Raw genomic sequence first — 18,054 nt, 5'->3', positions numbered from 1 at the left:
CTGGTCATCCCCTTGTGGAATCCATCATCGGGGCGGCACAACCAGCTCGGGGAAATCCCAGAGGGGCGCGGTCCGGCCGCGCTCTCCATTGGCTATCGTATCGTTCGGATCGCCTGCGCCGCCGAGCCCACCAGCGCCGGCTTCTCCCCAGGCCCAGGTCGCGCTCTGCGTGAGGTGGACGCTGCTGTCGACGCGCGCGACGGCCATGGAGACGCCTCCGAGCCCTCCGCCACCATGGCCGCCTTTGCCTCCGGCGCCGCCGTTACCCCCTGCGCATGCAGAGTAAACGGTACCGTCGATTCGTCCGTCGGCGCCGCCTGCCCGGCCCCGGCCCCCCGCTTGCCCCGTCCCTGCGTTGCCGCCGCGACCGCCGTCGCCGGTGATGATGGCTGTCTTGTCCACCAGGACGTGTGCATGCAACGCGATGATCCCGAAGCTGCCGCCTCCGTAGCCGCCCCCCCGGCCGCCACGCCCTCCGCAGCCGCCGCTTCCGCCCGAGCCGCCGGACGGTCCGCTTTGCGGATCCACGGGGCGGCAGTGGCCGTTCGAGCCGACGCCGCCCCCACCGCCGCCTCCCAGGCCGATCCCCCCGTTCTGGCCGTTCTGTCCCGAGAAGCCCTGCCAGCCGTGGGCGCTGATGCTTCCGTACTTGAGCCGCTCATCGGACAACCCCGCCCCGCCTCCAACCCCGTTCGCGCCGGACTCCCCATTGCCGCCCGACTTGCCGGCCGTGCAGCTCATCACCCCGCCGTTTCCCCCTTCGCCTCTCTCCATCGAGTCGGATACCGGTGCCGGCGCGCCTTCCATGCCGTCGCCGCCCGCAGCGACGTCGCCCTCGCCGCCCGCGCCGCCGATGGACATCGTGCCGTCCTCGCACACCGTCACCACCCGCGGCGCGCCCTCGGTCCAGTCCGCCACGCACCCGGGCATGCCAGGGTTGCCAACCACCCCGTCCGGCGCCCGCCACGGCTGGTCCCGGGGAGCGCCATCGTCCCCGTCCGCCCCATCTGCGCCGTTCCCCGCCAGGAGCTCGCTCGACACCACGTCCACCGCGGCGCCCTCGCGCACGATCATCGCGATGGACGACCCGCTGGGCCGGGTCGCGTCCGCCGCCACGAGCCGCACGCCGAACACCGCCGACGTCACGCTCGCCTGGCGCGCCTCCACGGTGAGCGGCACCCGCTCCGGCTCCGGCGCGATCTCGGTGAAGCTCTCCACCCCGCCCCAGGTCCACGCCTCCGCGGCGCAGTCCCGGCCGCCCCAGATCGCGACGCCCGACGGCAGCGTGACCGCCTCCGCGAAATCCTCCGCGCAGGCGTACACCCGCCGCGTCCCCCCGGGCTCCGCGGCCTTCTCCACCGCGCGCCGCAGCGTCCTGACGGGCGCCTCCCTCGTCCCGTCGCTCGCGTCGTCCCCGCGCCTCGCGACGAACACCCCGCACCCGTCCTTCGCCGCGCTCGTCGCGGGATCGCCGTCGCACGGTGACGCAGGCAGCACGGGCGGCGTCTCGCCGGGGAGCGGATGGCACGAGAACGTCGTCGCGCAGTCCTCGGCATAACACCCGGTGCCCCCCGCGGCGCTCCCGCAGCCGAGCGCGATCACCGCGAGCGAACGCAGCCAGCCTCGACCCCCGCGCATCCTCCCCATGAGCCCCTCTTCGCGCCTCACCATACGCCCTGAAGGACGAGCCCGGCCTGCGTTCCCGTCGGGCTCGGCACCACGTGCACGCCGCCGCGGACCGGTGTCTCGTCGAGGATCCACCCCTCCGCGAGGAACGACGCCGCCGTCGCGATCCCGAACACCGCCCCCGTCGCCAGCGCCACCTTGCCGAGCGTGGCGAACAGATCCCGCTCCGCCGCGTCGTCGCGGATCTCCGCGCACGCCGAGGGCGCGTTCGGCCACCAGCACGTCGACGAGGTCCAGCCTCGCCCGCGGAACACGACGTCGCGCTCGGCGAGGTTGTCGTGAACCACATCGGCCCGCATGAGGAACACCGCGCCCGCCCCCAGCGCCGCCGTAGCCAGCGCCGCGCCCCCGATCCGCAGCTCCGTCATGGGGACCGTCGACCGCGCCGCCGGATCCGCCGCCCGCACCGGGCCGCCGCCGGCCGCCTGCGGCGCGCCGCGCTCCGGCGCGCGCAGCAGCTTCAGCGTCAGCGAGAGCCGCCCGCCTGCCTGCCCCTCCAGCGAGCTCACCGCGTCGGTGTGGCCATCCAGCCGCGCCCGCACGGTGTGGTGCCCCGGCTCCAGGAACAGCTCGTAGGTCGGCGCCGGGCGACCCGGCGTCTTTCCATCGACAAGGACCTCGGCGTCCGGTGGGCTCACACCCAGATAGAACGTCACCACCCGGCTCTCGGCTTTCTTCAATCCTTCTTCGGCCCGCTCCGCCAGCCCGCCGCGGAGCGCATCACGGTGCCTCAAGCTCTGCGCCAGGTGGTCGGCCGCGTCTCGATACCTGCCCAGCGCGAGCTCGCACAGCCCGAGCTCCGCGGCGATCTCGGCGCGCTCCGCGTCGGTCGTCCACGCGGCGTCGGCCGCCTTCAGCGAAAGCTCGTACGCCGCCTCGGCCTCGACCCACCGCCCCGCATCGCGCGCCTGCCGAGCACGGCGCAGCGAGCTCGCCAGGGTCGATGTTTCGCGCGGACCCGAGATGGCATGGGGCGGCTCGCCTGCGCTCGCCACGCCCTCCACCGCCGCGACGACTCCCATGAAGACGCACGGCAAGAAGGAGCAGAGCGCGTGACGCACGCCACCCTGAATACTCTTTCGCGCGGGCCCATGTCAACGCGCCGCTTCCCGGAACCGCCGGGAATTCTCGTTCATGACCGCGTTCAGGACGGCCAGAATCGTCACCGGATCGATGAACGAAAGAGAATTGGAGCATCGATGAAGGAATGCCTTGGCGTCTTGGTTCCATCAGGGCGATCAGGAGGGTGGGAGAGGAAGGCGGCCATGGCGTCGCCGGGCAACGGATCAGCTCCCCCGGCGGGCAGCGCTGCGACCCGAGAGGAGGAACCCTCGCCGGGCCCCTGCTCCCCCTCTTCGCGATCGCATACGGTGGCTCCGTCTGTCCCACCTTCTTCCGGGGGGCTCGGTCGATTGTTGAACCTTGGGACCGGGCTCGGATCGTCTGCTGGATCGTGGACCGAGCAACGCCGACCCCTCCTCCGCCCGCGCGCGTGAAATCGCTCGTCGCCTACGTCGGGGTGCCCGCCCGGGATCTCGAGGACGTCATGCAGGACGCGATGATCCGGCTGTGGGAGAGGCGAGAGCAGGTCCGATCGGCCGGGAACCCGGGCGCCTTTCGCGACAGCGTCGTGCTGAACACGGCCCGCGATCACCGCCGGGGAGCGCGCAGGCGCGAGGAGGCGCTCGCGGGCTTTGACGAGGCGGCGCTGTGCGACGAGCGCCGGAGCCCCGAGGATCACGCCATCGCTCGCCAGGAGGCGGCGCTGGTGCGGCAGCTCATCGCGCAGATCGGCGAGCGGTGCCGCGGCGTCTTCATCGCGTGCGAGCTCCTGGAGCGGCCGATCGCCGACGTCGCCCGAGAGCAGGAGATCCCGCTGGAGACCGCGCGAAGTCGCCTGCGCCGGGCCTGGGAGGAGTTCGAAGAGGCGGCGGCTCGCTGGGACGCGAGGCAGCGAGGTCGCGGCGCTCGCCGGCTGCGCGCCGTGCTGTTCCCGCCCTGGCTCCTGGAACGGCGCTCTGGGCAGCGAGGTGGTCCCGCGCGCTGGATGGCACGAGGCTTCGCCATCGCTTGTGCGGCGATGCTCGGCACGCTGGCCACGGGCCCGACGGAGCCCGTCGAGCCTCTCCGCGCCTCCCTGGCCACCCTGGTCTCCAGGAGGACGACCGGGCCGGCGACCGCGCAGACCGCCCGGAACCCCGCCGTGTCGGCGCGCGTGGGCGATGCGCTGGACGGGGCGGCGACGGCCTCTCCGGCGCTGGACGCGGCGGTGACTGCCCCTGCCGCCTCCGCCACGCCGGCAGGCCGGCAGGCGGCACCGCGCCCGGCGATCAGCTCCCGCGAGCGAGATCTGATCGCCCGCGCACGGACGGCCGTGGAGGCCGGTGATGTCGTGTCGCTCGTCGAGGCGCGACGCCTGCTGGAGGAGCACGGACGGAGATTCCCGCGCGGCCGGCTGGCGGGTGAACGCGAAGCGCTGCTGGACCAGCTCAGGTGATAACCGAGCATTAGGCCATCGCTGAGCACGAGGTGTCCTTCGTGGCGAAGGCGGCGCTGGACCACTGTGGTTCGTGGTCGCCGCCGTAGGAGGTTGAGCGTCTCCTGAGCGGTCGTCGCGCGCCGAGCGACGCCCGCTCAGGAGCGATCGTGTCCGCGCGGACGAGGACTCGCGCGGAGCATTCACGTTTCACCTGGAGGCGAGCCTTGGAGCTCCTGGCGTTGCCCCCGCGCGGGGCGATCATTCATTGCGTCGGAACACGCGTCTTCGCCGAGGAGTCGTCCCCTGCGGCGCGACACGAAAGGACGGCGGGTCCGAGCGCGTCCGGCGCGCCGTGCGTCGCGGCGCGGACGACGGCTCGGCCGGGATCTCGGCAGAGCGCGGTGAAGCCGGCGACGAACCGCGACCGGGCGCACGCGTTCCACGCTCTATTCCAGGCGGAGACGATCCGGCGTGTTCATCGATGGCTCGGGAAGCTCCGCGTGCCCGAGCGCGATCGGAGCGACCTGAGCCAGGATGTCTTCCTGGCGGCCGTCATGAGCTTTGGCAACTATGATCCCTCGCGTGGCTCGGTCGCGCGGTGGCTGAACGGCCTCGCGGTGAACCTGGCTTCGCATTACCACGCGAAGGCATCTCGGCGGAACGAGGCCATCACGGATCCCGCGGAGCTGTGCAAGGCCGGCGGCGGCGCGACGGCCATCGAGCTCCTGCTCGCAGCGGAGCGGCGGCGCCTGCTGAGATCAGTCGTCCTGGAGTTGCCGTTCGAGCCGCGCTCGGTGCTGTTCCAGCACGACCTCTACGAGATCTCCATGAGAGACATCGCCGCGACGAGAGGGATACCCGTCAGCACGGTGTACAAATGGCGCGCCAGAGCGCTCCATGGCGCGCAGGAAGCGCTCGCGAGGCGCCTCGCTGCGGAGGAGGAGCCCCACGCTCGCCCCCGCGGGGGAGGCAGCTGAAGCCTGCCTCGCCGGCGGGCTGCTGAGCGGTCCCGCGGAACCGGGACCGGTTGCCGGCAGGCAGCTGAGCAGCCTCGCGGAACCGGGACCGGTTGCCGGCAGGCAGCTGAGCAGCCTCGCGGAACCGGGCTGCCCGATCCTCTACCTTCCAGGCCCCGCAGGGCGCCCGCCCCGCAGGATGCCAGGCGCGCGCGAGGGCGACAGGGCGGCTCCTCTCTATCGATCGACGCGTGCAGGCACGCCAGCCATGCGCAACATTCCGACGTAACATTCCGACGTTTATAGAGGGGGCACGCATCTGGAGAATCATCGACAGATGAATTGACAGTAAGACGCGGATGATTATCCCTGCCCCGAACGTCCGGCGCGCGCCGGGCGCTCCTATCATGTTCAGCGCGGGGGGTAGGGAGCATGATGCTCATGTTCTTCTGCCGCTCCGCGACGGAGATCAACGAGAGGTAATCCCCTCATGGCCAGACCGTTCTCGAACAAGAAGAAGCCGGCTCCCAAGAAGCCCGGGGCCACGCCCCAGGCGGCGGCGGCGTTCGACAAGACCCTCCCCGAGATTGAGGCGCTGAGCCCGGATCGGCTCATCGCCATCAATCTCGACATTCCGCGCATGGTCTCCCAGGTGCTTGGCGTGCTGCCTGGCCTCGTCGTGCTCCGCTCGGACATCACCGAGCGACTGCAGAAGCACGATGTCGCGCTGGTCGACCGGCTCGAGACGTACGCGCTCGCCGCGTGGTACGCGCACCTCGTGTGGCTGTCCAGCGGAGGCGCCGAGAACGCGCTGAAGCCGCTCGTCGAAGAGGCGGTGCCGCTCCGCGAGAACCTGCTGAGCGACGCCGAGGCGCTCGCCCGCCGCGGCCTGCTCGACGCGGAGGCGGTCGCGGAGATCCGCGCAGGACAAGGGCACATCGACACGGCAAACGACCTCGTCGCGCTCTCGGCGCTGTTCAGCGGAAGCTGGTCGGAGATCGCCGGCAAGACGGCGGCGACAGAGAAGGAGGTGAACCGCGCCGGGGAGATCGGGCCGCTGCTCCTCGCCGCCCTCGGCGTGAGGGAGCACGGTAAGGGGCCTGGACCGACCGAGGCCGCCGACAAGAGGGCGCGTGCGTTCGCGCTGCTCGTGCACGCCTACGATCAGACCCGCCGCGCCGTCGCCTACCTCCGATGGAACGAGGGTGATGCCGACACGATCGCGCCGTCGCTGTACAAGGGCCGCGGCGGTCGCTCGGCGTCGTCGAGCGACACCGCCGCGGCGCCGCAGGACGCCGCCCCGGCTGGCCCGACGGTGCCGGCATCGCCCGGCGCGGCGCCTCCGGTGGTGCCGGCGGACACGGCGGCGCCCGGCGCTGCGCCCAACGGCGCGCCGCCTGTCGTCTAGCTCCGCGCGTCAGAAATTCGGCCAGGGTTCGCAGGGTCCGGGAGGGGGCCCGTGCTCGACCCAGCCCGCCGGGTCCCCCGCCCCGCGGCGCAGCGCCCGCGGCTCCGCGCGCTCAGCGCCCGCGCCTCAGCGCGCCGTCCGCCCGATCTCCTCCGCCGCCCGCGCCCGCTCCTCCGCCGCCTTCGCCAGCGGCCCCGTCAGGAGCGCCTGCGCCTCGCGGAAGCGCGCGGCCACGTCGGCCCAGTAGCTCGGGTCCGCGCCCTGCGGGGCGGCGAGCTGCTTGATCAGCGCCGCGTCGTACGCCGCGATGCCCGCGTACGGCGAGGCCGGCTTCGCGCGGGCCACCCAGTCGAGCGCCGCGAGATCGCCCAGGCCGAGCCCGGTGAGCGGCGCCCGCCGCATCATGAGCGCCGCGTCCTCGGGGCCGTTGCGCAGGCCGAGGGCGACCGCGAGCAGCGTCGTCGCCTCGGGCGGGCGCGGGGTGCCCTCGGGCCACGCCGCGAGCAGCGCCGTCGCCTGGTCGAAGTCCACGGCGCGCCAGTACAGCCGGCCGAGCTCGATCCGCGCCCGCGCATAGAGCAGCCGCGCGTCGGGCGAGAGCTGGGCCGAGCGCAGCGCCGCGCGGTGCTGCAGCGGGACGCCCCGGCCAAGGAAGATGCCGAGGAGCTCGGGCCGCGCCGCCATCTCGGACGGGATCAGGCGGCCCGCGTAGTACGTCGGCAGCCTGGCCGCGAGCCGCTCGACGCCCGACGAGGGCGCGACCTCCGGGGGCGGCGGCAGCTCCAGCGCGTCGAGCGCGTCGACGGGCCGGCCGCCGTAGAGGCGCGAGAGCATCGCGCGCGCGCCCTCGACGCGGGCGTCGCGGAGCACGCCGACCGACGAGAGCTCGCGCAGGCCGACGAGCGCGGCGTCGCGGCCGCGGCTCTTCCAGGGCTCCAGCAGCTGGTCGAGCTCGGCGTAGTAGACGTTGCTGAGCTCCGCGTCCTTCCGCATGGCGTCGGGCAGCGGCGCCGACCGGACCGCCTCGACGAGCCGCATGTCGGCCCGCCCGGACTCCACGGCGACGATGCCCTTCGCGTAGAACGGCAGCTCGACCCCGAGCCGCCCGAGATCCTCGATCGCCCGGGCCTGGTCCGTCACCCACGTGAAGAGCGGCCCCTTGGTGAACGCGAGCACGCGCTGGACATCGTAGGGCGGCCGCAGCGCGGGCGGCTCGGTCGCGGTGCGCGCGAGCCGGGCGGAGAGCGTGAGGCCGAGCAGCACCTGGTAGAGGTCGCCCTTGAGCGCGGCCGGCGGCGCCTCGAGGTACGGCACGGCGAGGGCGTCGCCGCACGCGACGGGCGCGAGCTCGGCCCGGAGCGCGCGCGCGAGGCCCGCCTCCAGGCCCGCGCACGCCTCGACCCCCGCGAGCCGCGCGTCGCGCTTCGCGGCGTCCTCCTCGGCGAGCGCGGCGTCGAGCGCGTCGAGCGCGCCCCGGGCATCGCCGCAGGGCTGCGCGGGCGCGACCGGGGCGCGCCGCACGAACGGCTCGCAGACGCGCGGCGGGGCGGGCACCCCGGCCGGCGCCGGGGGGACCAGCGCGGCCTTCGGGTCGAACGGCGTCGGCTTGAGGAGCGGCAGCCACTCATCCTTGAGCGTGCCGTGGACGGCGAACGCCTCGCTCTCGGGGAGCGGAGGCGGCGGCGGGGTCGCCGCGCGGGCGTCGCCCGGCGGGACGGGCGCGTGCGCCGCGGGCGGAGGAGCCGCGGCGCAGGCCGCGAGGGAGAGCCCCATCGCGGCGGTGAGGGCGGTGAAGATCGAGCGGGGGATCGAGCGCATCACGTCTCCTTGGACACGGGCGATCCGCAAAGGTTTCGCCGAAGGCCGGCGGCGGCATCGGGACCCGAGCGGTGCGCGGTCGTGGATACCACGGAGGCAGGCGCGGGGGCGCAAGGTGATGGCGTGTGAGACGCGCCGGATCGCGCGGCGGGGCGGCCCCGACCCCGGTATCCCCGCCAAACACGCTGGTGGCCGGAGCTGCTCCGGAGAGGCGCGCATGAGAAAGTTTTATCTCTGTGGCATACGCGCTCGTGGTGAACACTTCGTGGTCCGGTGATCCCCGCGCGACAATCCCCTTGGTCACTTTGTAAAGACTGTTGTTTAATCACGGGACCTCAGCGCGGGCGGCGCGGGCGAGGAGCGGCAGCGATGCCTGGGTCCTCGAGTCAGGAGCCCGCGGGTCCTCCCGGAGGTTCCCGGTGGGCTATCCCGCTCGCGCAGGCGGGGGGCCTGCGCACCGGCCGCTGGGTCCGGTACCCGAGCCTCTCGCACAACAACCTGCTCGTCTCGATCTTGAACCTGTTCGGCGACCCCCGGACGACGTTCGGCGCGCCGGAGCACTGCACCGGGCCGCTCACGAACCTCACGTAGGCATTTCCCGCGATGCCTGGCTAGAGCGACAAACGGTTTTCGTGCTTCTGGCCGCGGAGGGGGAAGGCCGTGCTAGACACTGGTCCCATGGTACGGAAACACACAACCACTCTCGTTCGCGCAGGCAGCATGCTCTCGGCGATGGCGTTCGCGCTGGCCCTCGGCGCGCCCGCGTGCGGCTCCGACCCGCCGCAGACGCCCGGCGGGACGCCCGACGCCTCCTCCTCCTCCGGCGGCGGCCCCTCCGGCGACGGCGGCGGCCCCTCCGGCGACGGCGGCGGCCCTGACGCACCCGATCCCGATCCGACCGACGCCATGTTCGATCCCGACCACGTGATCGAGGTGGGAATCACCATGGCGCCCGAGGACTGGGAGACGCTCCGCCGCCAGTCCCGCGACGTCTCGAAGCTGTTCGGCGAGGGCTGCATGGACGGCCCCAAGGAGAGCCCCTACACCCAGTTCCCCGCGACCGTCACCGTCGACGGCACCCCGCTCGAGATGTCCGCCGTCCGCAAGAAGGGCTTCCTCGGATCCGCCAGCCTGTCAAAGCCGTCGCTCAAGGTGAGCTTCGACGAATACGTGGACGGCCGCAAGCACGCCGGACTCGAAGGGCTGACCCTCAACAACGCCCGCCAGGATCCCTCGCTGATAAAGACGTGTCTCGCGTTCAAGGTCTTCCGCGACGCAGGCCTGCCCGCCTCGCGCTGCAACTTCGCCCACGTGACCGTCAACGGGGAGGACCTCGGCGTCTACGCGCACGTGGAGCCGGTCGGGAAGCGCCTTCTGGAGCGCCATTTCCCGGACGCGAGCGGCGACCTCTACGAGGGCCAGATCAGCGACTTCCGCGACGGCTGGACCGCCACGTACGAACAGAAGACCAACAAGGACGACGCCGACCGAAGTGAGCTCGACGCCGTCGCGGCCGCGCTCCTGGCCAGCGACGCCGAGCTCGACGCGACGCTCGGCGCGGTCCTCGATATCGGGACCTTCCGGAGGTACTGGGCCACCGAAACGCTGATTGCCGCGTGGGACGGCTACGCGGGCAACACGAACAACCACCACGTGTATTTCGACCCGGCGTCCGGGAAGATGTCCTTCTTGCCGTGGGGCCCCGATATGTCGTTCGACCCGGTCGACCCGGTCGGCCCGTCAGGGCGGCCGCAGTCGGTCTCGGCGAGGGGGGCCATCGCGAACCGGCTCTACCAGACGCCAGAGCTCCGCGCTGCCTATGCCGAGGCAATGAAGGACCTCCTCGAGACGGCCTGGAAGGAGGACGCGCTGCTCCTCGAGATCGACCGGATGGAGAAGCTCCTTTCGCCGTATGTCCGCGCGAACGCGGAGGCCGTGGAGAGGGCGACCGACGCGATACGGGGCTTCGTGAGCGGGCGCCGCGCCACGATCACCGCCGAGATCGCGCCCACGCCGCTCGCGTGGATGTTCCCGCCCCCCGCCACGGGGTGCATGACGACGGTGGGGACAATGACGGGCACGTTCTCGACGACGTGGGGGTCGCTCGCCCAGGCGGACACCTTCGCCGCGGGGACGGGGACGTTCGACGCCGCGATCCCCGTGGATAACCCGCAATCGGCCGGGACCGTGGGCGCCGCGGCGGGCTATGAGGGCTCCGAGCCCGGGTCCGAGGTCATCATGGGCGAGCGCGCCCAGGTTTCGTTCGTCGGGAGCTTCCCCGACGGGACGGTGCGCGTCCTCGTGTTTTATGTGGACCCGGAGGTCTTCACCGACGGGGGGGAGGGCCCGTACGACTGGCAATCGGTCTTCGCGCTCGCGCTTGATTATACGGAGTCGGAGCCCGTGTTCACGGGCTTCCTCGGCGAAGGCAAGATCCACTTCGACCAGGCCTCGATGGAGCCCGGAGCGCCGGTGACGGGCTCGTTCGAGGCGACCGTCCTCGGAGGCGGCCTTTTTTGATTCGTCCGTCGGGCGCGCTCCGACAGCAGAGGCGCTCTCACGAGAGCCGCAGCCCGGGATGAGAACGGCCCGTCACAGCATGCGACACTGTGGATGGACGGAGCGCACAAGCTGGTCGGCGTCGCCGTGGATCTGAGCGATGGCGCTCCCCACCGGGCACTTGACCCCGTAACCTGTGCCATGGACGTTGCCGATGCCAGGGACGACATTGAGGTTGCTGTCGCTCAGCTTCCACTCGTCGATCGTCTGGCACAGCAGCTCGATCCGGTAGACCAGGGAGTCGACCCAGATGTTGATCCCGACCAGGACCTGGCTCGCAGGGCAGATCACGCTGCCCGGCGAGCCGCCGTCGCCGCCGGCGGTCACGGTCTGGAAGGCGGTGCCCAGGGTGCCGTCGCCGGCGAGCGGCGCGCAGATCAGGCCAATACGGTCAATCGAGCCGCCGCTCCGGCCGTGGACGCCGACAGCCACGTTGCCGCTCCCACAGGGGATCTCGTAAGAGATGTCGACGGCCGTGCCGCCAGCGCCGCCCGTGCCGCCGGCGCCGCCCGTGCCGCCGGCGCCGCCCGTGCCGCCGGCGCCGCCCGTGCCGCCGGCGCCGCCCGTGCCGCCAGCGCCGCCCGTGCCATCCGTGCCGCCAGCGCCGCCCGTGCCGCCGCTGCCCGCGTCGCCGCCGGCCGTACCACCGCCGCTGCCGGCTGCGCCGCCGCCCGTCGTGCCGGCGGCGCCCGCGAAGTCGAGCTCGTCGACCCCCGAGATCGCGTTGCATGCCGCGCTCCCGCACACCAGGGCGAGCGCCGCGGCCATCACCGTCGCGAGAGGCGCTGTCGTCCGGGGCATGAGCCAGCCCTGCTGCGGGCCTGCGGCGGCGCTCCTGGACGAGGCGGAGCGTCTGAAGCGCGGGGTGGAGTCAACCAGGGTGGGTCGGGTCGGTGGCATGAGGTCTCCCCTTCGGGTGGTGGCCGGATTTGAACATGAAGGCGGGAGGGCGGGAAGAAAAGATCAATGATCTTCCTGCCTTCCCGCCTTCATAGGATTCACTCCGGGGCAAAGGAACCACAGGCGCACAGAGGAGAGAGCCAGCAACGCGCTGTCCTCTGTGTCCTCTGTGCCTTGTGGTTCACGTTCTCTCCCATCACGGGACCAGGGACGAACCTGAGAGACGGGTGCTAGCGCGCGAGGCTCGCGCTCGTCAGTACCACTCTCCGCCGAGCCCCAGCGTGAAGGTGAAGGTCGTGCCCTCCGGCATGAACACCGGGTGGAGCTCGGCGGCGAGCGCGAACCCGCTGCGCCGCGGTCCATCGCCGGACAGGCCGCCGAGGAGGAGGGCGCCCCGCGCGTGCGCGCCGAAGTACCAGTCCGAGGTGCTGGCGCAGCCGGCGCCCGACTCGAGGCCCGCGAGCGTCGCGTCGCAGCTCGCGACGGCCACGTAGTCCATGGACGGTCCTGCGCCGAAGTCGAGGACATGAAACACCGTGAAGCTCGCAAGGAGCGAGTTGTAATCGATGAACCCCGCGTCGAACCCCGCGCTGTTTTCGGTGCTCTCGGGGGTGAGCGTCAGCATGGGCGTGTTCTGGTAGTAGATCCCGAACTGGTGGTTGATCTGGATGCCGACCCGGCCCGTCCACGCGAAGACGCCGCCGGTGCCCGTCGGCGCCTTGATGATCCCGCCGCCCAGGGTGCTGCCATACCGGAGCCGGACGCCGTCCCGCTCCTTGTCCTCGGGCTCCTTGTCCTCGGGCTCCTTGTCCTTGTCCTTCTCCTCGGGCTCGGCCGGTGAAGGCGCCGGCTCCACGGCCACCGGGGTCGCAACCGGGGGCGGCGCAGCGCTCGGCCGCGCCGGCGGCTGGCTCCGCGGTGGACGCGGCGGCGCAGGCGCGACGGGACGAGGCGGCGCGGGCGCCACCGGAGGCGGGGGCGCGGGCGCATACGGCGGCGCCGGCCCAACCGGCGGCGCGGGCGCATACGGCGGCGCGGGCGCATACGGCGGCGCGGGCGCATACGGCGGCGCCGGCCCAACCGGCGGCGCGGGCGCGACAGGCGGCGGCAGCGCGGGCGCAACGGGCGGCGGCAGCGCGGGCGCAACGGGCGGCGGCGGCAGCGCGGGCGGCGGCGCGGGTGCGGGCGGCACCGGCGTCGGGGATGGCGGCGGGATCGGCGGCGGCGCGGGTGCAGGCGGCGGCGCGGGCGCGGGCGGCGTCGGGGACGGCGGCGGCGGCGTCGGCGCCGGGGACGGCGGCGGCGTCGGCGTCGGCGGCGCTGGCTGCACGGAGGCAGAGGGAAGCGGCTCCGGAGCGGGCGGCGGGAGAGGAGAGCCGTCCTGGGTCAGGGCCGTCGCCGAGATCGCAAACGGAACGGTGAACGCCGCAAGCGCGGCAAGCCAGCGAAGGGGTGTCATCCGTTTTTTCTCAACGCGCTCCTCGCGGCCGTCAAGCGCGCGAAAGTGCGAGCTGTCGGCCGTGGTGCGCAGCAGCAGATGATCCGCCCGCAAGCCGCGGAATGCCAGCCCACCGGTGACCCCCGAGGAGCCCCGCATCCCCGTCCCTCCACTTTCTTTCACGGAACGAGGTGGCTCCGGTCACCAGACCCCTCGAGCCATGCGTCGAGACCCCAAAGCCCTTCTCTGCGGCATCAGCCCCCTGCTCGGGATCCTCCTGTCCGTCGCCTGCGTGGGGGAAGGCTTCGACCAGGATGCGATCGCGGACGGCGGTGGTGGAAATGTCCAAGGGACGACCAGCGCGGGCGATGGGGGCTCGGGCCTCATGGCCCCAGGCGGCACCGGCGGCGAGGCAGGGCATGGCGCCGGCACGGCAGACGGCGGCAGCGGCGGCGACGACGACGGCGACGGCGGCAGCGACGGCGACGGCGGCAGCGGCAGCGGCAGCGGCGGCGCAGCCGCGGGGCGCCCGTGCAAGCGCGGCATCGCGTACGGCCACCACTCGGTCGCCGACCTCTCGGCCCTCTCGGCCAGCGTCGGCTGGTGGTACAACTGGGCGGACGTCCCCGACGAGGAGCTCCGGGGAGGCGACTACGTCAAGCTGGGCGTCGAGTTCGTCCCGATGGTCTGGGGCGGCCGCTTCGACGCCGACAAGGTCAAGGCGGCCATCCCGAGCGGGGCGAAGTACCTGCTCGCGTTCAACGAGCCGAACTTCTTCGCTCAAGCCAACCTCTCCGCCGCGGAGGCCGCCGCGCTGTGGCCGCAGATCGAGGAGATCGCCGACGAGAAGGGGCTCCAGCTCGTCTCGCCGGCCGTGAACTTCTGCGGCGGCGGCTGCCACGAGACCGATCCATTCGCCTACCTCGACGCCTTCTTCGCCGCCTGCGAAGGCTGCCGCGTCGATTTCATCGCGGCGCATTGGTATGCTTGCGACAGGCCGGCGCTCGAGTGGTACCTCGGCGAGCTCAGACGCTACCGGCGCCCGATCTGGCTGACCGAGTTCTCGTGCGGAGACGGCGCGGATCGGTCGCCCGAAGCGCAGGCAGCCTACATGCGAGAAGCGGTGCCCCTCCTCGAATCGGACCCCGACGTCTTCCGCTACGCCTGGTTCTCCGGGCGCACCGAGGCGATCCCCAACGTGGACCTGCTCGGCGCGAGCGGAGAGCTCACCGCGCTCGGCGAGCTCTACGTCTCGCTGCCCCACGCGGAGAGGTGCAGCCCGTGACCGCCCGCGCGGCGGTCGCTCCGTCGACGCCCCCACCCGCCGGCGCGGTCGCCGCCCTCCCCGCGACCGGCCTCCAGGAGGCGCCGCGCGACTTCGCCGAGGTCTACGAGGAGATCTTTCCCTTCGTCTGGCGAACCGTGCGCCGCCTCGGCGTGGATGCCTCCGCGCACGAGGACGTGTGCCAGGAGGTGTTCGTCGTCGTGCACCGGCGGCTCCCGGAGTTCCAGGGCCGCTCGTCGCTGAAGACGTGGATCTTCGGGATCGTGGTCAACGTCGTGCAGGCGCACCGGAGGTCGCTGCGCCGCAAGAGCCCGGCCCACCGCGGGACGGGAGAGACCGTGGATCCGGAGCTGCTCGCAGGGCCGAGCAACCTCAGCCCCTACGAGGCCATGACAAGGGCGGAGGCCGCGCGCGTGGCGCACGACCTCCTGGCATCGCTCGACGAGGAGAAGCGCGTGGTGCTCCTCCTCGCCGAGCTGGAAGAGATGTCGGTGACGGAGATCGCGCAGGGTATCGGGGTGAACATCAACACCGTGTATGCGCGGCTGAGGGCCGCTCGACAGGCATTTTCCGACGCGGTGCAACGCCACCACGCCAGGATCCGAGGAGGCCGCAATGGATGAGCTGGGGGCTGGCGAGCGGGCGTTCCTGGACGCCCTTCATGACGCGGACGAGCCGACCGACGACGATCGGCGGCGGATGCGCGCAGCCGTGTGGGCGAGGCTCGGCCTGGCCGGGACGGCGGCCACCGCCGTGGCCGTGAGCGCCAAGAGCGCCGCGAGCGCCGGCTCCGCGGGCGGCGGGGCCGCCGGCTCCGCGAGCGCCGCGGCGGCTGCGCAGACGGTCGGCCCCGCCGCCGCGAGCATGGCCGCGAACGCGAGCACGGCGGTCGCGAAAGGGACGGCCTTCACGCTGCTCGGCGCCCCGCTGAAGATCGGGCTCGCGACGCTGGTCGTGAGCCTCGCGACCGGCGCAGCGCTCTACGTCCCGACGTCAGGCGGGGCGCCCGAGGCGCCGCGCGCGCTGGAAGCGGCGAGGATCGCGGACCCGATGCCCCGAACGCCGCACGCCGCCGCCCCCTCCGGCGCGTCGAGCGACGAGGCGCCTCCTCCGGCCGAGGCCAGCGCCCCCGCCGAGGCCAGCGCCCCCGCCGAGGCCAGCGACCCCGCCGAGGCCAGCGACCCCGCCGAGCCCGGCGCCACGCCCGCGGCGGCCAGCACGACGCGCGCGCCGGCACCGCGCCCGCCCCCGCCGGCGGCGGCCGCCGCCGCGAGGCCGGGCTCCGACGGGCTCGATGCGGAGATCGCGCTGCTGCGCGACGCGCAGCAGGCGCTGCAGGCGGGCCAGTTCGCGCAAGCGCTCTCGAAGCTGAACGAGCACGCCAGCCGGTACCCGAAAGGCGTGCTCTCGACCGAGCGCGAGGCGTCGCGCGCGATCGCGCTCTGCCGCTCCGGCCGCGCGGCGTCCGGCAGGGCGATCGCGGCGAGGCTGCTCGCGAAGAGCCCGGGCTCGCCGCTCGCGACGCGCGTGCGCGCCGCGTGCGGGCAGGAGGAGTAGAGTGCGCGGGTGCACGTCTCAAGGTGGGCCAGGGCCCCGTCGGCCCTGCAGGCGCTGTTCGTCGCGGCGGGGCTCCTGCCCGCGCGCGCGCTCGCGGCGCCCGCCGAGCCCCGCGCCATCGACCTCCGCTGGGAAGCGCCGGACGGGTGCCCGCCGATCGACGAGGTCCGGAGCGAGATCGCCCGGCTCCTGGGAGCGTCGGAGCAGCGCCAGCCGATCGAGGTCGGGATCGCCGTCGCCCGCGAAGGCGGCGCGCGCCTCCGGCTCGATCTGCGCATCCACGCGCCGTCGCCCGGCGAGCGCGTGATCCGCGGCGACGACTGCGCGTCCATGTCGCGGGCGGCGGCGCTGATCGTCGCGATGTCGATCGATCCCGACGCGGTCGCGCGGAACGCCGCCGCGCCCCCCGCCGCGCAGCCCGCGCCCGCCCAGGCGGTCGCCGCCCCCGTCGCCGGCGCGCCGCGTCCGCCGCCTCCCGCGCCGGGCCGCCCGCCCCCCACGGCGGCCCGGCCTCCGGCGGCAGCCGAGCGCGACCTGGAGGGGGCGCTCTGGCTGAGCGCGCAGGTCGAGCAGGCGCTCGTGCCGGCGATCGGCCTCGGGCTCGCCGCGGGCGGCGGGATCCGCAGCGGCTGGTTCCGCGCCGACGGGGCGGCCGGCGTGGTGCCGTCGAGCTCGAGCCGCATCGCCGGGATGGCTGCCGGCGCCGAGTTCCGGCTCTGGTTCGTCGAGGTCGACGCGTGCGCGCGCGCCCTCGGGCGCCCCATCGGCGTGTACGTCTGCGCGCTCGGCCGCCAGCACTGGCTCCTCGCCCGGGGGCGCGAGGTCGACGAGGCCTTCACCCGCACGGCGCCGATCCTCGCGGCCGGGCTCGGGACGCTGCTCGAGTGGCGCATCGCCGGTCCCCTGAAGGTCGAGGGAGCGCTGCACGCCGTCGTCCCGCTGCAGCGGCCCCGCTTCGTCGTCGAGAACCTCGAGGGGACCGTCTATCGCCCTCCGGCCGCAGGTCTCAGCGCCCGCCTCGGCCTCGCGCTGGCCTTCTGAGCCTCAGGGCCGATCCGGGCCGGCATTCCACGCGGCCTCGACCGCGCAGCCGGCCAGCGCCTCGCCGTAGATGCGCAGCTCGTCGTAGCGCCCACCGAAGTACGGGTCCGCATCGAACTGGGACCGCCCGAGCCAGTTGTTCACGTCCTGGATCGCCGAGAGCGCAAAGCCGACAGGCTCGCTGCCGAGGAGCGCACCATCCAGGTAGAGGGCCAGGGTCGCCGCCGCGCCGTCGAAGACGACGGCGACCTGATGGACCTCGCCGTCATCGAGCGTCGGCTCGGCGTGGATCGCCACCTCGCCCACGACGCCGCTGTCGCTCGCGAGCGCGGAGACACCCCGCACCTCGAAGCCCGTCGAGGGGGTGATCACCAGGTAGGACGTTCCCACCCCCCCCTCGCCTTCGACGGGATCTTCGCCTCCGCTGGCGACGCCGAAATCGATGATGCGCAGGTAGGCGCCTCCGCCGTCGCGGGCGACCCAGACCATGACGGTGACATCGCGCAATCCCGCCAGGAGCCCCGCGGGCAAATCGACGTAATCGTCCACGCCATCGAGGGTGAGCCCCCCTCCGCCGTCGAGGCTCGCGCCGCCGAGGATCGCGCCGTCAGCACCTCCGATGAGATCGGCGACGACATCTCCCACACCGTCGAATGTGTACCGATGTGTCGGCGACGGCAATACATCACAGGAGATCGTACCATTACCCCCTCCACCGCCGCTGCCCGCCTCACCGCCGCTGCCCGCCTCACCGCCGCTGCCCGCCTCACCGCCGCTGCCCGCCTCACCGCCGCTGCCCGCCTCACCGCCGCTGACGCTCGCCGCTGACGCCGGATTCATACGGCCCACCGCGATCTCCACGTCCGCCCCGCACCCGGACAGCCCGAGGAGCAACACCATCACCGTAGTTTTCTGCGCACAGGGCAC

The 18,054-nt window shown here is 73.2% G+C and carries 14 protein-coding genes and 1 pseudogene; 9 read left to right on the top strand and 6 right to left on the bottom strand.

Annotated features, from left to right (window positions below):
- Window positions 1-24 precede the first annotated feature (24 nt).
- Both WMF36_RS07255 and WMF36_RS07250 read right to left on the bottom strand, forming a co-directional pair.
- The gene (locus WMF36_RS07255; protein WP_437578870.1) at window positions 25-1,647 is read right to left on the bottom strand and encodes a hypothetical protein; all 1,623 of its coding nucleotides are present in this window, start codon (window positions 1,645-1,647) and stop codon (window positions 25-27) included.
- Between the two features lie 17 nt (window positions 1,648-1,664).
- Entirely contained in the window at window positions 1,665-2,747 is a 1,083-nt protein-coding gene (locus tag WMF36_RS07250) for a hypothetical protein (protein ID WP_437578869.1), read from the bottom strand.
- A gap of 431 nt (window positions 2,748-3,178) precedes the next feature.
- Here WMF36_RS07250 and WMF36_RS07245 point away from each other — a divergent pair, with 431 nt between their 5' ends.
- The 3 genes from WMF36_RS07245 to WMF36_RS07235 all read left to right on the top strand — a co-directional run bounded on the left by WMF36_RS07245 (window position 3,179) and on the right by WMF36_RS07235 (window position 6,529).
- Window positions 3,179-4,183: an RNA polymerase sigma factor gene (locus WMF36_RS07245; protein WP_437578868.1), complete on the top strand. Its 1,005-nt coding sequence runs from the start codon at window positions 3,179-3,181 to the stop codon at window positions 4,181-4,183.
- A gap of 383 nt (window positions 4,184-4,566) precedes the next feature.
- Window positions 4,567-5,142: an RNA polymerase sigma factor gene (locus WMF36_RS07240; RefSeq protein ID WP_437578867.1), complete on the top strand. Its 576-nt coding sequence runs from the start codon at window positions 4,567-4,569 to the stop codon at window positions 5,140-5,142.
- Between the two features lie 469 nt (window positions 5,143-5,611).
- Window positions 5,612-6,529 (top strand): hypothetical protein, encoded by a 918-nt coding sequence (locus WMF36_RS07235; RefSeq protein WP_437578866.1) that lies wholly within the window; start codon window positions 5,612-5,614, stop codon window positions 6,527-6,529.
- A 126-nt stretch (window positions 6,530-6,655) separates the two neighbouring features.
- Here WMF36_RS07235 and WMF36_RS07230 read toward each other — a convergent pair whose 3' ends face one another.
- On the bottom strand, window positions 6,656-8,347 hold the full coding sequence (locus tag WMF36_RS07230; RefSeq protein ID WP_437578865.1) for a hypothetical protein: 1,692 nt from the start codon (window positions 8,345-8,347) through the stop codon (window positions 6,656-6,658).
- Between the two features lie 432 nt (window positions 8,348-8,779).
- Here WMF36_RS07230 and WMF36_RS07225 point away from each other — a divergent pair.
- A pseudogene (locus tag WMF36_RS07225) lies at window positions 8,780-8,938 on the top strand (DUF1552 domain-containing protein); the annotation flags it as partial.
- Between the two features lie 87 nt (window positions 8,939-9,025).
- Window positions 9,026-10,867, top strand: a complete 1,842-nt coding sequence (locus tag WMF36_RS07220) for a CotH kinase family protein (protein WP_437578864.1) — start codon at window positions 9,026-9,028, stop codon at window positions 10,865-10,867.
- Window positions 10,868-10,939: 72 nt separating this feature from the next.
- Here the strand turns inward: WMF36_RS07220 and WMF36_RS07215 are convergent, their stop codons facing one another.
- Window positions 10,940-11,707, bottom strand: coding sequence for a hypothetical protein (locus WMF36_RS07215; RefSeq protein ID WP_437578863.1), 768 nt, complete (start codon window positions 11,705-11,707; stop codon window positions 10,940-10,942).
- A gap of 352 nt (window positions 11,708-12,059) precedes the next feature.
- The gene (locus tag WMF36_RS07210) at window positions 12,060-13,265 is read right to left on the bottom strand and encodes a hypothetical protein (RefSeq protein ID WP_437578862.1); all 1,206 of its coding nucleotides are present in this window, start codon (window positions 13,263-13,265) and stop codon (window positions 12,060-12,062) included.
- Window positions 13,266-13,464: 199 nt separating this feature from the next.
- Here WMF36_RS07210 and WMF36_RS07205 point away from each other — a divergent pair, with 199 nt between their 5' ends.
- The 4 genes from WMF36_RS07205 to WMF36_RS07190 are packed head-to-tail and all read left to right on the top strand — an operon-like array spanning window position 13,465 to window position 17,127.
- Window positions 13,465-14,529: a glycoside hydrolase family protein gene (locus WMF36_RS07205; protein WP_437578861.1), complete on the top strand. Its 1,065-nt coding sequence runs from the start codon at window positions 13,465-13,467 to the stop codon at window positions 14,527-14,529.
- Entirely contained in the window at window positions 14,526-15,152 is a 627-nt protein-coding gene (locus tag WMF36_RS07200) for an RNA polymerase sigma factor (protein WP_437578860.1), read from the top strand. The genes WMF36_RS07205 and WMF36_RS07200 overlap by 4 nt, the downstream gene beginning before the upstream one ends.
- Window positions 15,145-16,086: a hypothetical protein gene (locus tag WMF36_RS07195; protein ID WP_437578859.1), complete on the top strand. Its 942-nt coding sequence runs from the start codon at window positions 15,145-15,147 to the stop codon at window positions 16,084-16,086. Before WMF36_RS07200 ends, WMF36_RS07195 begins: the two co-directional genes overlap by 8 nt.
- Window positions 16,087-16,095: 9 nt before the next feature.
- Window positions 16,096-17,127, top strand: a complete 1,032-nt coding sequence (locus WMF36_RS07190; protein WP_437578858.1) for a hypothetical protein — start codon at window positions 16,096-16,098, stop codon at window positions 17,125-17,127.
- Between the two features lie 3 nt (window positions 17,128-17,130).
- Here WMF36_RS07190 and WMF36_RS07185 read toward each other — a convergent pair whose 3' ends face one another.
- Window positions 17,131-18,054: a LamG domain-containing protein gene (locus WMF36_RS07185; RefSeq protein ID WP_437578857.1), complete on the bottom strand. Its 924-nt coding sequence runs from the start codon at window positions 18,052-18,054 to the stop codon at window positions 17,131-17,133.

This window comes from Sorangium sp. So ce887 (assembly GCF_051521455.1).
GTDB lineage: Bacteria > Myxococcota_A > Polyangia > Polyangiales > Polyangiaceae > Sorangium.
The sequence above is the reverse complement of the archived record's forward strand: the minus strand, read 5'-3'. Positions and strand labels throughout refer to the sequence as shown.

Coding starts and splice junctions, on each gene's coding strand:
- WMF36_RS07215 (WP_437578863.1), bottom strand. CDS start 11,707: ATGCCCCGGACGACAGCGCCTCTCGCGACGGTGATGGCCGCGGCGCTC.
- WMF36_RS07195 (WP_437578859.1), top strand. CDS start 15,145: ATGGATGAGCTGGGGGCTGGCGAGCGGGCGTTCCTGGACGCCCTTCAT.
- WMF36_RS07230 (WP_437578865.1), bottom strand. CDS start 8,347: ATGCGCTCGATCCCCCGCTCGATCTTCACCGCCCTCACCGCCGCGATG.
- WMF36_RS07235 (WP_437578866.1), top strand. CDS start 5,612: ATGGCCAGACCGTTCTCGAACAAGAAGAAGCCGGCTCCCAAGAAGCCC.
- WMF36_RS07210 (WP_437578862.1), bottom strand. CDS start 13,265: ATGACACCCCTTCGCTGGCTTGCCGCGCTTGCGGCGTTCACCGTTCCG.
- WMF36_RS07220 (WP_437578864.1), top strand. CDS start 9,026: ATGGTACGGAAACACACAACCACTCTCGTTCGCGCAGGCAGCATGCTC.
- WMF36_RS07255 (WP_437578870.1), bottom strand. CDS start 1,647: ATGGGGAGGATGCGCGGGGGTCGAGGCTGGCTGCGTTCGCTCGCGGTG.
- WMF36_RS07205 (WP_437578861.1), top strand. CDS start 13,465: ATGCGTCGAGACCCCAAAGCCCTTCTCTGCGGCATCAGCCCCCTGCTC.